This window comes from Marinobacterium lacunae (genome assembly GCF_000705555.1).
Classification (GTDB): Bacteria; Pseudomonadota; Gammaproteobacteria; order Pseudomonadales; family Balneatricaceae; genus Marinobacterium_D; species Marinobacterium_D lacunae.
Genome location: NZ_JMQN01000047.1, coordinates 104,691 through 118,900, shown reverse-complemented (window position 1 = coordinate 118,900; position 14,210 = coordinate 104,691). Strand labels below are relative to the sequence as shown.

The 14,210-nt window shown below is 56.5% G+C and carries 13 protein-coding genes; 4 read left to right on the top strand and 9 right to left on the bottom strand.

Features of this window, described 5'->3' with window-relative positions; genetic code table 11:
* Positions 1 to 12 precede the first annotated feature (12 nt).
* Both mnmH and selD read right to left on the bottom strand, forming a co-directional pair.
* Entirely contained in the window at positions 13 to 1,125 is a 1,113-nt protein-coding gene (gene mnmH, locus ADIMK_RS15795) for a tRNA 2-selenouridine(34) synthase MnmH (protein ID WP_036190188.1), read from the bottom strand.
* Positions 1,122 to 2,177, bottom strand: a complete 1,056-nt coding sequence (gene selD, locus ADIMK_RS15790; RefSeq protein ID WP_036190186.1) for a selenide, water dikinase SelD — start codon at positions 2,175 to 2,177, stop codon at positions 1,122 to 1,124. The genes mnmH and selD overlap by 4 nt, the downstream gene beginning before the upstream one ends.
* A 121-nt stretch (positions 2,178 to 2,298) precedes the next feature.
* Here selD and ADIMK_RS15785 point away from each other — a divergent pair, with 121 nt between their 5' ends.
* Positions 2,299 to 3,603 (top strand): GGDEF domain-containing protein, encoded by a 1,305-nt coding sequence (locus tag ADIMK_RS15785; protein ID WP_036190184.1) that lies wholly within the window; start codon positions 2,299 to 2,301, stop codon positions 3,601 to 3,603.
* 16 nt (positions 3,604 to 3,619) lie between these two features.
* On the opposite strand, the gene ADIMK_RS15780 is transcribed toward ADIMK_RS15785, so the two are convergent.
* The 5 genes from ADIMK_RS15780 to ADIMK_RS15760 form a co-directional block, all read right to left on the bottom strand.
* Positions 3,620 to 4,627 carry a sensor domain-containing diguanylate cyclase gene (locus tag ADIMK_RS15780; protein ID WP_036190182.1) on the bottom strand — a complete coding sequence of 336 codons (1,008 nt, stop codon included), beginning with the start codon at positions 4,625 to 4,627 and terminating at the stop codon, positions 3,620 to 3,622.
* A 236-nt stretch (positions 4,628 to 4,863) separates the two neighbouring features.
* Entirely contained in the window at positions 4,864 to 5,475 is a 612-nt protein-coding gene (locus tag ADIMK_RS21450; protein ID WP_051693016.1) for a 3TM-type holin, read from the bottom strand.
* Positions 5,475 to 6,014 (bottom strand): glycoside hydrolase family 108 protein, encoded by a 540-nt coding sequence (locus tag ADIMK_RS15770; protein WP_156042952.1) that lies wholly within the window; start codon positions 6,012 to 6,014, stop codon positions 5,475 to 5,477. Before ADIMK_RS15770 ends, ADIMK_RS21450 begins: the two co-directional genes overlap by 1 nt.
* A 116-nt stretch (positions 6,015 to 6,130) precedes the next feature.
* Positions 6,131 to 7,216 carry a tRNA-queuosine alpha-mannosyltransferase domain-containing protein gene (locus ADIMK_RS15765; protein WP_036190180.1) on the bottom strand — a complete coding sequence of 362 codons (1,086 nt, stop codon included), beginning with the start codon at positions 7,214 to 7,216 and terminating at the stop codon, positions 6,131 to 6,133.
* 123 nt (positions 7,217 to 7,339) lie between these two features.
* A complete protein-coding gene (locus tag ADIMK_RS15760) occupies positions 7,340 to 8,266 on the bottom strand; it encodes a DMT family transporter (RefSeq protein ID WP_036190178.1) in 927 nt (308 codons plus the stop codon).
* A 78-nt stretch (positions 8,267 to 8,344) separates the two neighbouring features.
* Here ADIMK_RS15760 and ADIMK_RS15755 point away from each other — a divergent pair, with 78 nt between their 5' ends.
* Positions 8,345 to 9,247: a LysR substrate-binding domain-containing protein gene (locus ADIMK_RS15755; protein ID WP_051693015.1), complete on the top strand. Its 903-nt coding sequence runs from the start codon at positions 8,345 to 8,347 to the stop codon at positions 9,245 to 9,247.
* 764 nt (positions 9,248 to 10,011) lie between these two features.
* Complete coding sequence (gene cspE / locus ADIMK_RS15750; protein WP_036190176.1) at positions 10,012 to 10,221, top strand: transcription antiterminator/RNA stability regulator CspE; 210 nt, start codon at positions 10,012 to 10,014, stop codon at positions 10,219 to 10,221.
* A 295-nt stretch (positions 10,222 to 10,516) separates the two neighbouring features.
* On the opposite strand, the gene ADIMK_RS21445 is transcribed toward cspE, so the two are convergent.
* Together ADIMK_RS21445 and ADIMK_RS15740 are read right to left on the bottom strand one after the other, a co-directional pair.
* Positions 10,517 to 12,073, bottom strand: coding sequence for a methyl-accepting chemotaxis protein (locus tag ADIMK_RS21445; protein WP_051693014.1), 1,557 nt, complete (start codon positions 12,071 to 12,073; stop codon positions 10,517 to 10,519).
* A gap of 106 nt (positions 12,074 to 12,179) precedes the next feature.
* Positions 12,180 to 12,878 carry a DUF4336 domain-containing protein gene (locus ADIMK_RS15740; protein WP_036190174.1) on the bottom strand — a complete coding sequence of 233 codons (699 nt, stop codon included), beginning with the start codon at positions 12,876 to 12,878 and terminating at the stop codon, positions 12,180 to 12,182.
* Positions 12,879 to 13,146: 268 nt separating this feature from the next.
* Here ADIMK_RS15740 and ADIMK_RS15735 point away from each other — a divergent pair, with 268 nt between their 5' ends.
* A complete protein-coding gene (locus tag ADIMK_RS15735; RefSeq protein ID WP_036190172.1) occupies positions 13,147 to 14,169 on the top strand; it encodes a sugar ABC transporter substrate-binding protein in 1,023 nt (340 codons plus the stop codon).
* Positions 14,170 to 14,210 lie beyond the last annotated feature (41 nt).

Sequence of the window (14,210 nt, the reverse complement as noted above, 5' to 3'; positions counted from 1 at the left end):
GACGTGTGTCGATTAGTTCGCGTGATGACGCGATGTAAGATACTGATGAACCGCCTCCCGGTCGCCCCGGAACACAATTCGGCCTTCTCTTCGGCTGAGCTGATAGTCGTACATCGGATCGTAGTAATCCACCAGCAGCGTCAGAATCCAGTCCCAATGCAGATCGGGGTTACCGCTTCGATGTGCGGTGAGTGCTTCGTCCAGCATCGCGGCAACCTCAGCATAGCGGACACCACCCAAGCGCTTGCGTATGCGATAGAGCGACTGGGTCAGATCTTCGGCAAAGGCATTGAAGCCCTCCTCCTCGCCCAGTTTACGCTGCCATTCCTGCAGTTTTTCTAGAATGTAGTTGTGATAGCTGTGTTCAACACGCTCATCCAGCGGCACTTCAAGCACCACGATCGGGCTGCTGAGCATGCGCCGCTGCAGCGGCAGCGGAACTGAGCAACGCCCCACCAACCTGCCCTCGTCTTCAAGCACCACCGGTAGCCCTGATTGTATTGCCGATGAGTGTTCAACCTTGAGCAGGTCAACCGCCAGCGCATTCTCGAAATTCAACTGGCTCGGCTGACCCTCTGGCCGCCGCCCGAAGCTGGACCCCCGATGATGCGCAAGCCCCTCCAGATCAACGGCATTATCAAGCTGTTCGATCAGCTCCGTTTTGCGGCTGCCGGTCTGGCCACCGAGCAGCACCATGGGCTGGTGTTCACATATACGCTCAAACTCCCGAATCAGGAACTGCCGCATCGCCTTGTAGCCACCGGTAATCCGGGGATACTCGCAGCCGGCATCGCGCATCCACTGTTGACAGATCTGGCTGCGCAGGCCTCCGCGCCAGCAGTATAAGTACCCTTCAGGGTGTTCGTTGGCGAACGCGACCCAGGCGTTAACTCGGGCCTCCTTGATCGCACCGCTGACCAGTGAGTGGCCAAGCTCAATCGCAGCCTGCTGCCCTTTCTGCTTGTAGCAGGTGCCCACCTGCGCGCGCTCCTGCGTCGTCATCAATGGCAGGCTCACGCTGCTGGGAAATGCCCCCTTCTCGAATTCGATGGGCGAACGGGTGTCGATCATCGGAATATCGTTAAGGAAAATCTGCAGAAACTCGCTGCTGTCCGGACGGCTCACAGGCTAACCTCGCCCTCGACACGGACATACTCCGCGCCGCCGTAGGCTTCAAGCTCACCAATTGGCTGTGCGTGCACGCCGTGCTCGGTTAGCAGGGTTTCCAGCGCAGCCGCCTGATCGGGACGAATGGCGATCAGCAGGCCACCGCTGGTTTGGGGGTCGCACAACAGGTTGCGCTGATGCTCGGTCATGGGTGCCAGTTTGTGGCCGTAACTATCCAGATTGCGGCCGGTGCCACCGGGTACGCAGCCCTGTGCGAGGTAATCCAGCGCTTCGGGGATAACCGGCACGGCTGATGCGTTCACCACCGCCTGCACGCCACTGCCTTCACACACCTCCAGCAGATGCCCCATCAGGCCAAACCCCGTCACATCGGTAATGGCATTGACGCCCTCCAGTGCTGACACCCGGGCGCCGACGCTGTTGAGCCTGCACATGATGTCCCGTGCCAGATACGTATGCTCGGGCAGGAGCTTTTTCTGTTTCTGCGCGGTGGTGAGAATGCCAATTCCCAACGGCTTGGTGAGGTAGAGCTTGTCGCCGGGCTGGGCGCGATCATTCTGCTTGAGCTGTTCGCGGCTGGTAAGCCCCGTAACGGCCAAACCGAAAATCGGCTCGGGGGCGTCGATACTGTGCCCGCCTGCCAATGGAATACCGGCATCGGCACAAGCCTGACGGCCCCCCTCAACCACCTGCTGGGCAACCTCGGCCGGCAGCAGATTGATCGGCCAGCCCAGAATGGCGATCGCCATCAGCGGATTGCCGCCCATGGCGTAGATATCGCTGATCGCATTCGTCGCCGCGATACGGCCGAAGTCGAACGGGTCATCGACGATCGGCATAAAGAAATCGGTTGTGCTCAACACAACCTGCCCGTTACCGAGATCATAGGCGGCCGCGTCATCCTTGCTGCTGTTACCGACCAACAGGTTCGGAGACTCCGGCACTTTAAGTTGCGAGACCAGAATCTGGTCCAGCACTTTAGGGGAAATCTTGCAGCCACAACCGGCTCCGTGGCTGTATTCGGTCAATCGAACGGGTGTATCGGACATGCCTGAGTCTCTCGAGCGTAAACAGAAGGTGAATGATACGAACTGACGCGACATTTGTCAGTGAATCAACATGGAGACAATGTAATATAGAGCTCTGCAAAGGGTTTCGGACACGCTTTATATGCACACTGATTACAGCCACCTCGTACACATTCAGTCCCACGACGAGTTGAAACTCTATGAACTCATCCCCGATGTGGTCTGGATTTTCGATCTCGACAAACATGGCTGGTGGTGGGGCAACAGCGCAGCGCTCTCATTTTGGGGGCTGGATACGCTGGATCAGCTGATCAACAAGGATCTCTCGGGCGATACACAAGGCGCGCGCGACCGCACCCTGCAGACGTTCGAACTGGCAGCCAAGAACGGGCTGACCGTCGATCCCTGGACAACCTACCCCAACGGCAAACCCAAGACGCTATTCATGCGGCATCGGGCGGTTACCGTTGGCCCGCACAAGCACCGGGCCATCATCGCGTACATCAACGAGGAGGTGAATCTGGGCGAAACGCCGGAGAACCTGCTGCTGGTTGAGGCGATGCGCTACACCAACGTGCTGGTCACAAGCTTTACATTCGAAGGCAAGACCGTTATCGAGAATCCGGCCGCAACCGAAGCCTACAAACATATCGATACACAGGCTCTGCCCGAGGGCCATTCAGCGTTTACCGCGCGTTTTCTTCACGCGTCGGAAGGCACGTCACGGCTTGCAGAAGCACTCGCCCAAAAAGGCGGTCGCTGGACCCACCTGATGAATACAGGCCAGGGCGTGCGCCGCCATACGCTGGATATTCGCATCACACGACACCCACTAAGTGGCGAGTTTCTGATACTGGTTGCGGAGTATGACGTGACCGACCTGCACAACGCGCTGGATGAAGCCCAACAGGCCCGAAGCGAGCTTGAGCACATGGCTCACCATGACGCACTCACCGGCATCCCCTCCATGCATTACCTGTCAGTCAGCGCCCAAAACCTGCTGGCCAACTTACAGCGCAACCAGCACAAGGCTGCCCTGCTGTTTATCGACCTCGACAGCTTCAAGGAGGTCAACGATAAGTGGGGCCACGGGGCCGGGGATCAGGTATTGGTCGAGGTGGCCAAGCGGCTGTCACACAGGGTGCGCCAGTCTGACATTGTCGCGCGCATGGGGGGCGACGAGTTCGTCGTACTGCTGAACAATATTGTCGATGAAGACAACGTAAAACCGATTTGCGAGAAGATTGTCGAGGCGGTTCGCCAGCCGATATCGCTTCGACTGGAAGGCGCTAGCGATCAACTGGCCTGTATCGGTGCCAGCATCGGCGTTGCCCTTTACCCCGATCACGGCCAGACACTGGAAGAGCTTATCAAGGTGGCCGACCGCTCGATGTACGATGTTAAAAAGAGCGGCAAGAACGGCTACGTATTCGCGGATATCGCCTGAAACCAGCGCGCAATACTCAACTGGCGTGCGTTAACGCGGTGCCGCACTTGTGCTCGCGCTTGATCTCGTACATGCGCCGGTCGGCCGCATCCAGCAGCCCGCCGACATCGTAACCATCGTCCGGGAAGCACGCCGCACCTATACTGGCATGGAGGTGATATATCCGGTGCTCGAACAGAAACGGCGCATCGATCATCTCGTACTGACGCTGTATAGCCGCATCGAGCCCCTCAGGTACATCGATCGGCTTAAGCAGCACACCGAATTCGTCCCCGCCGAGACGCGCCACCGTATCCGATGCACGGGCACCGGCTCTGCTGCGGTTGGCGAACTCCTTTATCACAGCATCTCCTACCCGGTGACCATAGGTGTCGTTGATCTTTTTAAGATCATCCATGTCGATCATCAGCACGCCCACCGGACGGGCATCACGCGAACCCAGCGCGATGGCGCTGCGCAGTCGGTCGATAAACAGTGAGCGGTTGGCAAGCCCGGTCAGGCTGTCATGGGTCGCCTTGAAGAAGAGATCGTCCCGACCGTATTTGGTGGCAAAGAAAATGGTCGTACCAACCAGTTCAGATGACAGGCCCAGCAGTGTCATATGCGCCGTTGTGAACTTCCCCGGCTGTTGAGACACCGCCTTGAGCACCCCAACCGTGACCTCCTTGTACTTCAGCGGCACCACGATCATCGAGCGTGTGCCCAGCTGTTGGCAGGAATCATAATTGACGCGGGGATCTTTCTCGGTGTCGTCACAGCGCAGTATTGCACCGGTTTCGACACACAGGCCAGACAGACTGTTTTCGCGCTTGAGCTTCAAACCAAGTCTCGACTTAGCAAGACCCGACGCCGCCCGATTGACCATCCAGTCGCCATCGACTAACTCGATCAACGCACCATCGGCACCGGTCAGCGGCAACGCCCTTTCCACGACCAGTTCCATTACATCGCCAAGATCCAACCCCACCTTCGCGATGTCGGTCTGAAGCTTGATCACTTCCAGCAGACTATTTTGAGAAGGCATAATACTCGCCTCACTACAGTGGTTACTTCCCTGCCAGAAGCGTACCTACCCCTTCTATAGAGCGTTTGGGAGTAAGGCTCTCCCTGCTAATGACTCACCTCCCAAGTATAGCGTTCAGCTATCAGTCACATTTTTGTCACAGAGCCGAAAATAACCCCGCATGAATATTTTTCCGGACAAAAAGAAGGGATGTTTCAAGATCGAAACAGACGCGATGTAAGCCTCATGAAAAACTGTTAGCCCACCGAAGCATCATCGCCCAGCAAGCGCTTTTCCCGGCTTTCAAGCCACTGTTCAACCACACGGTTGCTGACCTGTGTATCACCCCTGAGCAGGGCAGTATCAAAAATTTTCGACTCGATACTCTCATCTTCGTCAGTCAGCTGGCGAAATTCGCGCCTTAGGCTAATGAGCTCTTTGGCTGCATCGACGGCATCTTTTCGAATCTTGAGATCTTGCGATTTCAGCTGCATACGCCCGCCAAAATAGAAACTGATAATCACACTGAGCAGTGCCCAGTATCCGGGCGGCATGATCTCGAACGACTTCGCGATCAGCAGGAAACGCTCGGGGTTGATCGGTGCCAGAACAAAGAAACTGAGCACCGCAATGGTCAACAGCGGGCGCGGCAAGCGGTTGAGGCCATCCACCAGCGAGTCCCACCAGGTGCGCCTTAGACGATTGTGAAACTCGGCTGAAAACTGCTCCAGCGAGGCCCGATCCCGCTCGATATCGGCCATCTGCTCGTCGTGGATACGCTGCCCCCTGTTTTCGCGGTTTTCCACGAACACTTCGGCCACCGCCTTGCCACCGGTAAAGAGATCGGTAATCACATTCCACCACGCCATCAGGACAGCCCCCGCTCAAACTCATTCACACGATTCATCCAGCCGTTGAGAAACACCCGCTGTGACGGCCGCATCTCGACGATGACACGGTAAAAGTTGCGCCGCTCCTCTATCAATGCCCGTAACAGCACGCGGCCCATCTCGCGCTCGGCCCAGACAGCGGCTCTGCGGGTATTGGGCCCGACGGCGCCATCTTCTGACAACGCGGGGGTATAGCGGGCCTGATTGCACACGCTCTGCAAAAACCGAATGGCACGGCGCGGGCCGTGATTAACGGCGCTGTCGAACAGAAAGGGCTGAACGGTATCGGGCAGCGTATTGAGGCTGGGCGCTATGTAGTAGTTGCGCTCGTAGATCTCGCGCGCCACCTCGACAGAGAGCGCCTCCACCTCAGAGGGTGTGGCCGCGCGACCGTAATAGCGCGAGAGCGTTTTTTGCGTAATGCCGAATTTGGTTGGCCCGCCGCGATCATCCGGGTGATCCACATAACCACCCTCGCGAACCAGTATCTGATCGATCATCTCCTTGACTGTTACCACCGCCACCCCCTGTGCGCTATCAAATGTCTCTCTTAAGAGTCAGTATCAGAAAGCGCAGCAGGATAACGGCCGAGGCGACATCGGGCAAGGGTGCCCCATTGACGCAGATCTACAGGTTAGGCCGTTACACCGGCAATCAGCTCGGCCCAGGCGGGCGTTAACGCCCTCCAGCTCAGATGCGATACATCCGGCACCTGAAGCGCCTCGCCTTTGGCCTTTTGCTCAGCCAAAGCTGCCACCATCTGCGCCAACGCCCTACTCTCATCCGCTTGCGAATAACGGCACTCATCCGGAAACAGCTCGGTATAGGCAAGCCTATCAGGGACAACCGGGCGACAACCCGCGGCCACCGCCTCTAGCACTGCGATGCCCTGAAAATCATGCAGCGCCGTTGAGAGCGCCACATCACAGCGCTGCAACAGCTGACGATACTCAGCAACCTGCTCAATATGGCCCCAGCGGCCAAGATTGCCACCGGACTCAAGATCGCGCTTGAGATCATCAAACACCGCGGGCGTCGAGCGAAACTGCTGCCCCACAACATGGAGCGTGAACCGCACACCGGATGCCTGCAGCGCCTTGACCGCCGCATGCAAAAGCTCAGGCCCCTTGTCGAACTCCCAACGGTGATTCCACACTAGCGAGAGCGCATCGGAGGTTGGTTCAGGCGGCAGAAACGCCGAATCCGGCATGGGTACAGGCAGAATCTGTGCGCGCGCGCGGATGTGATCAATTAACCCCGGCGGCACCTGATCCGGCAACTTGCGCAGCAGGCGCTCGGCCCCCTCAAGCAGGGTGTCACGGTTGTAGGCCGAGTTGAACAGCACCCGATCACCGCACAGGGCGTTATACAGATTCAGAATCAGCGGCTCGACGCTGCGGTACTCGCGGCCCGACTCCGGATAGGCAAACTGGTTTTCATGGAAATAGACCAGCGTCGGTGTGCTGGCCAGCGAAGGAATAAACCCGCGCAGGCTGGTGAGGTCCACCATCGATGTGGCGATCACCAGATCATAAGACCGGCTTAATACCTCGCGCTTGCCAAAGGCCCAGCTCAGGCTGTTGCCGCGAATGCGCCAGCTGAAATAGCGCGCAGGCAGTGACAGAACCGTCCAGTCATGTTCGGGAAATGCCGCAACCAGCCCCTTACGCCAATAGCTGTGGCTGACCGCATCGTACGCCGACAAAAGAAGAATCCGCATGACCACCTGACCTTAACGCTCAATTCGGTCCGCGATTCTATCAGGATTGTCGAACCGCATTGAGCGCGACACAGGTTGAGGGGACCGAGGACTGTCGCTATGGACCGGAAGCTGTGTTGCTTATCAGTCACCATTAAGCAGAGCGACTCGAGCGCGAACGAACCTCCATAACCGATACGCGGGAGCGTGACCGGCGAGGATTAAAGCGACGCCCGTACCAATTGCTCCGGCCGATACCATATGCTCGATCCCCACCGTCTCGCCCAACAATAACACCCCAAGCCCCAGAGTGGTCACCGGGATCAGTGCGGGCAGCGTGGCACCGACCAGCGGTCCAAGCAGTTCAGCCGAACGATTGAACGCATAGATAGCAAGAACACTGACCAGAACACCCTGAAACCCTGCTTGCATCAGTATGTCCTGTAAAGGCGCCGCCGCAATCCGCTTGGGTAAGGCGACGATATAGACCGGTAGATAGATGACTGCTGATCCGATCGCAACAACAGCGGTAGCACTCAGCGCTGGAATATTGGTACAGCGGACAATTAATGCATAAATCGCCCACATGATGCCGGTCCCCATGAGAATCAGATGGCCGACGGTGAAACTGCCTACCAATTCCGTGAAAAGGGCAATCCCGACAAGGATCAGCACAGCACCGCCGATACGGACCCTACCGATCCGGTCGCGGAAAATTATCCAGCCCAGCAACAGCGAAGTGACCGCCATCATCCCGGGATTGATAGATCCGGCAGCCGAAGCAGGCGCGGTTTTCAACGCCAGTGAGATAAGTAAAACATAGGGCGCGCCGAATCCTGCCACCATCGCGATAAGCCCGCACACGCCGGCACGCTTAAAGACAAATCCACGTTGAAGAACTAACGGAAAAAGGACCAGACCAGCCACGCCAAACCGAATAGCAGTCAGGTCATACGCATTCAAGCTTGTTGTAACGCCAAGCCGGAGCATCACTAAAGACCCCGACCAAACTAGGATAGCCGTTGCTGCCCAGAAAAGACCGAGCAGGCGCTTATTCAAGAAAATGGACATAGGGTCTCCTTACCTCTTTTTCTTCAGGTGAAGACTATGCTTTGATCTTGATTTAGAAAAACGATACGTTTTAACCCTATGAATCAGGAAAACTCAACACTGGAACCCTTCGACGTTTCCGCTCCGACGAACCGGACCCTAAATCTCGATGCGCTTCGTAGCTTTGTGGCTATCTGCGAGACCGGGTCCTTTCGGCGAGCCGCCGTGCGAGTCAATCGCTCGCCCTCGGCAATCAGCCTTCAGATGCGCAAGCTCGAAGACCTCCTTGGCACACAACTGCTGCACCGGGACGCCCGTCACGTCAGTCTGACAGAGCACGGCGATATCTTGCTGGGTGTCGCCCGCAGACTTCTCGGGATCAGTGACGAGGCGATGGCGTTGTTCCAAGGCTCGCCCCTTGAGGGGCGGTTGCGCCTGGCGGCGCCACATGATCTGGGAATCTCTCTGGTGCCCCGTCTGCTAAGGAGGCTGGCCGAGACTCACCCTGGCATCGTGGTGGATGTTCGCCTTGACACCAGTGAGTCGGTAAAGCAGAAATTGACGGACGGCGCTGTCAACGTCGCTCTCTTCAACGACATCGTGCCATCTACGATCAACGCACAGGATCTGTTTTCAGAGCCATTGAAATGGCTGATGCGCGAGGGTGGGCGCGCAATCGAGCATGATCCTCTGCCAATTGCGGTGGCCGACGTCGGCTGCGCTTGGCGTGACGCCGCCCTGCAAGCGTTGCAGGAGGCAGATATGCCCTATCGGATTGCATACTCCAGCGACACATCAATGGGCCAAGTCGCGGCCCTGCGCGCTGATCTCGCGGTTTCAGCGTTGCCGCTATCACTTGCCGATCGTGATTTGGTTGAAGTACCGGCGGCATACGGCATGCCATCGCTGCCGAAAACGCATATTCGGCTGGCTGACGATGGCAGTGAAATAGCAAAAGTTTTTGCCGCGTTAGCAACCATGGACTTTCCAGATCACGTTTAGAGTGGACCACGAAAGTAAGGCATCATTTGAACGTGTGTTTTTCCAAGAAATCACGACTGGCCACCCCGGCTGATTTGAGTGCGCCTCCTACTTCCGCTTAGTATCTGGCCCCCTTATCTTAAGCGACTTGGCATACGAAGCAGGCTTTGCGGTCATTTACGTCAGTGGCCACATTCGACCCGAAGCTGACAAGATGGAAGATCTACCGCATCGACCGTTTTTGGCCCTTTGCAGACATAAGGTGTGCCGTGCACCTAGCGCAGCTATCGGCACATAACGGTCGTTGGTTACTTCTGCAAGTGGTGGTCCCAAGGGACTACCGCGTCTAGAGGACTAGGGGCGATTCACTTTGCTACTTGATGTAGTGATTCAATGACCCCAGAAACCGATTTAGATGGTACAGTCACCACCGAAGGAGAGTGAGAGTTGGTAACCCATGGGGGATCAGCACAGCAGAGTGCGAAGTGTCTCATGCTGAGAGACTTGTTTGTAGAATCCCCAATCAGTTGAAAAGGCTATGGTTTATATATAGCCGCAGCCTTTTATCAAAATAAATTTAATAAAGCTATCACCAAGCTAATAATAAGCGTACTATGAATTGGCTTGAGAGTAACACCTGCATTTATGCGCCTTTTCGACGTCCTGCCTAATCGTATGTACCTCGTTCTGTTTTCATAAGTCATTGTATTATTTAAAGCATTATCCGAACATGTTCAGCATTTTAGCTGTGGTGTTCAAACATTTATTTGAACGAGAATACTATTATGTCTACCACTACTGGCACCGTTAAATGGTTCAACGAAACTAAAGGCTTCGGCTTTATCCAACAGAAGAACGGTGGTCCGGACGTTTTCGCCCATTTCAGTGCGATTTCGGGTTCAGGCTTCAAAACCCTTACTGAAGGCCAGGAAGTTCAGTTCTCTGTTACTCAGGGCCAGAAAGGTCCTCAGGCTGAAAACATTTCCGCGATCTGAACCTCGAGTTCAGTAACCGATTAAAAACGGGCCCTTGTGGCCCGTTTTTTTGCCTGGGAATAAGGCCTAACTTGAGACAAATGATAAGCGTAAAGAGATCTGCAACCACCTCAATGTCACACGCAAAAGGAAACCTTCTTAGGCTTGATGACCAGTTGCGTCAAGAGGCGTACCGAATCCGTGTTGGGTCATAAGCTCCTATTCCATCTAATGTCCTCTTTGTGCGCTAAGCCGAGGTACTCTTTATCACCACCTTTGGGTAACAAGCCGCAGCTAGAATTTGGAGGCAGCCCCCTCACCCCTCCGGCTGATATATCCCACACGCGATATAGCACTGCTCCCCCATCGCTTTTACAAAGCTGTGCTTGGGTTCGGGTTTTCCGGTGTGAGGGTTCATGAAGCTGTAGCTGTACCAACCCTCGCCTTTTTCACGGGCAGTTTGCACCAGTGGCGGGCACAGGGGTTTGCCATCGGCGTCCTTGGCATTGGCCAGGTTCTTGCCGACCAGTTCGCGGTTGCCGCCATGCGCCAGCATGTTGCCGTCGTAATCCTGAACCAGCAGATACAGCTCACCCTGCACAAACTCCCCTTCTGGGTCGTTGAATACGCTAATCGCTTTCTCGCGGCCGTGAGCCTGCACATACTCGTAGGCGCGATGTACCAGCGCCTCTGCATCGGCTTTGGTCACCAAACGGAACTGCCCAATCACATGTTTCATTTCGTTGGCCGAGCGCGAGAGTTTGGATACGATCTGGCCGTTGAGATTGACGTTACCCGATGTCTCGTCCATCAGTTTGGCCACCTGATGCAGGCTGTTGGAGAGCTCTTCAGTGGTTGCCGTGGTTTGACGTGAAGCAACGGCAATCTGCTCGATCTCGCCGACCAGCGATGCAATATGGGTAAGAATGTCGCTCAACGCGGATTCAGAGCGCTGGGCGTCTTCGGTGCCGCGTTGCACCACCACAACGCCCTCCTCCATGGTGTGCACCGCTTCTTCAAGCTCTACCTGCATCGCCTCGACCGTGCTGCGAATCTGCTCGGTCGCCTGTGTGGTTTTCTCCGCCAGTTGGCGCACCTCACCCGAGACCACCGCAAAGCCGCGCCCCTGATCGCCAGCGCGGGCGGCTTCTATAGCCGCATTGAGCGCTAGCAGGTTTGTTTGCGAAGCGATGTTGCCGATCAGATCGATGATCTTCCCGATCTCGTCCGAACGCTGGCCGAGGCGGCGGATAATATCGGCCGAGTCGGTCACGATACGTGTCGTGCGGTGCATCGACTCGATGGTGTTGTTGACGATCGCCTGCCCCTGTAGGGCTACGGCGTTAGCCTCGCGGGAGTTTTCTGAGGCACCGTCACAGTTGCGGGCCACATCGGCGGCGGCGGCCGACAGCTGCTCGCTGGCCGAGGCTGACATGTTCAGTTGGTTAACGATTTCGTCGGTTGCGCGGTCGATGCGCTGAAGATTGGTATCCAACCCCTGCGCCGAGTGCGCAAGCAGTACGCTGTTTTGGGAGAACTGGCTAAGGGCATGCTTGAGCTTGTCGATACCCTGACTCAGGTGAGCGACAGCACCGCGGGAGTCACTGGATACGCCTTCGAGCGTCAGATCGCCCTTCATCAGGCGCGCCGCCAAAGACTCGATGCCGCCCTGGTGCAGGGTGCCACCGGATGCGCCGCGCATAGCACGCGCAACAAACGTAACCGCCATAAGCACGAGCACTGAGCAGAGGCCGTAGATGCCGATCAGCGCGCTGGCCTCTGGCCCCGCCGTATAGATCCGGTAGCCCAGAAAACACCAGATTGCCGTAAACAGTGCGCCAAAACAGACGAATAAGCTGAGCTTCGACCGCATACATCCCCCGGGCTGATGCCCTCGTTTTAATTATTTTTAGTAAATGCATATAAGCACAACAGTTTTAACAGGTAAACATTGACGTATTAAACATACAGCAGTCAGCTTACCCCGGCGTTAGACCGGTCCAGCCAAAAGCGCGCTTGAGAAAAGCAGGCGCACCGGACATCACCGGCACCCCGTGCGCCATCACGATCGCTTTGGGCTGCCAGGAGAGGATCGTTTCTAGATGCGCCCGCACCAGCGCCTTGTTGGGGTAAAAGGTGATGCGCCAATCGATGGGTGTTTTGCCCTTGGGCGCGACGATACCGGCACAGCGCGCTATCCAGCGTTTGAGTGGCGGCAGCGCTTCGGGGGCGAAGTTTTCAATCAGATCGGTCAGCAGCAGCGTCGAGGAGGCACGGTGGAAAAATACGCACTCCTGCATCGACTTCGAACCGGTAAACAGCAGGCTGTCGATCTCCTGTGACCAGCCGTACTCGGCATCTGGCAACAGTGTTTGATTGAAGTGAACATCGGGACGCTTCTCGATCACCTCCCGCGTGCCGCACAGCTGCGCCTCTGGATACGCCTCAGCCCAATCCCCGATAAAGAGATGATGCAGCGCATTGGGTGCAATCAGGTATTGGATGGGCCCCAAAGCGTTCAGAGACTCTCGAATCTCGGCGGTCAGTTTAATGGGGCTATGCACCCACAGCCCTCCGTCTGACAACCGAATGACGGTCATCCGCGTGGTGTAGGGCAAGGTAAAGAATGGGACGGCTTCGCCGTCGAAGATCCAGATATTTTCACCGATGGACTGCACTGTCTCTCCTTTTACGTGTGGTGTTCCTTGGGATGTGTTTGCGTGCGCCAGAGGGATTGTACCGATGCGGTCATTTCCGTGCGGTTAATGTTTGGCGGGCAAACAGTCCATCGCACACCCGAAAAGCCTGCCACTCTCTGTTTCAATTGTTAACAAGAAAATCGCACGCCGACATTCGGCGTTCACCTCGGCGTTCTGTAATCGCTGTCAACGGCGGATCTGCTCTACCGCTGAACCTCGATAAAAATTAAAAAAACGGGAGTTCCCAATGAAACATAAAGCGATCGTTTCTGCGTTGGCTCTGGCCGGCGCTCTATGCACCACCTCTGCATTTTCTGAAGACAAGCCAATTGTCGGCCTCATCACCAAAACCAATACCAACCCTTTCTTCGTCAAGATGAAAGAGGGCGCGGCAATGAAGGCCGAAGCCGTTGGTATCGAGTTGCGCACCTTTTCGGGCAAGTTTGATGGCGACAATGAATCTCAGGTTCAGGCTGTCGAGAACCTCATCGCTGCCGGTGCAAAAGGTATTCTGATTACCCCGAACGACTCGGCCGCCATTGTGCCTGCAATCGACCGAGCCCGTGCGGCCGGCATGCTGGTGATTGCGCTGGACACCCCGCTCTCCCCTGCCGATGCGGCTGATGCAACCTTTGCAACCGACAACTTCAAGGCCGGTGAGCTGATCGGCCAATGGGCGGCGGCGCGCCTTGGCGACAAGGCGGCCGATGCCAAGATCGCCATGCTGGATCTGAATACCAGTCAGATCAGCGTCGATGTCGCCCGCGATCAGGGCTTCCTCAAGGGGTTTGGTATCGATCTGGCCGACCCGAAACGGATCGGCGATGAAACCGATCCGCGCGTAGTCGGTAACGATGTCACCCAGGGTGCCGAAGAGGGCGGCCGGCGGGCGATGGAAAACCTGTTGCAGAAAGAGCCTGATATCAATGTGGTGTACACCATTAACGAACCGGCCGCTGCCGGGGCCTATGAGGCACTGCGTGCTGTTGGCCGAGACAAGGATGTACTGGTGGTATCGGTTGATGGCGGCTGCCCCGGTGTCGATAACGTGAAGGCTGGCGTCATCGGCGCAACCTCCATGCAGTTCCCGCTGAAAATGGCTTCCATGGGTGTCGAGGCGGTGCTGGAGTTCGCCAAAACAGGCAAAAAGCCAGAAGCGACACAGGGGCTCGATTTCGTGAACACCGGTGTTGAGCTGATTACCGACACGCCCGTCGACGGTGTTGCGTCCAAGAGCTCGTCGGATGGATTGGATATGTGCTGGGGCTAACACCCGCACGCTGACGCCAGGAGGTGCAAGCGGCGAATGGC

Coding starts and splice junctions, on each gene's coding strand:
- selD (WP_036190186.1), bottom strand. CDS start 2,177: ATGTCCGATACACCCGTTCGATTGACCGAATACAGCCACGGAGCCGGT.
- ADIMK_RS15785 (WP_036190184.1), top strand. CDS start 2,299: ATGCACACTGATTACAGCCACCTCGTACACATTCAGTCCCACGACGAG.
- ADIMK_RS15780 (WP_036190182.1), bottom strand. CDS start 4,627: ATGCCTTCTCAAAATAGTCTGCTGGAAGTGATCAAGCTTCAGACCGAC.
- ADIMK_RS21450 (WP_051693016.1), bottom strand. CDS start 5,475: ATGGCGTGGTGGAATGTGATTACCGATCTCTTTACCGGTGGCAAGGCG.
- ADIMK_RS15765 (WP_036190180.1), bottom strand. CDS start 7,216: ATGCGGATTCTTCTTTTGTCGGCGTACGATGCGGTCAGCCACAGCTAT.
- ADIMK_RS15760 (WP_036190178.1), bottom strand. CDS start 8,266: ATGTCCATTTTCTTGAATAAGCGCCTGCTCGGTCTTTTCTGGGCAGCA.
- ADIMK_RS15755 (WP_051693015.1), top strand. CDS start 8,345: ATGAATCAGGAAAACTCAACACTGGAACCCTTCGACGTTTCCGCTCCG.
- cspE (WP_036190176.1), top strand. CDS start 10,012: ATGTCTACCACTACTGGCACCGTTAAATGGTTCAACGAAACTAAAGGC.
- ADIMK_RS21445 (WP_051693014.1), bottom strand. CDS start 12,073: ATGCGGTCGAAGCTCAGCTTATTCGTCTGTTTTGGCGCACTGTTTACG.
- ADIMK_RS15735 (WP_036190172.1), top strand. CDS start 13,147: ATGAAACATAAAGCGATCGTTTCTGCGTTGGCTCTGGCCGGCGCTCTA.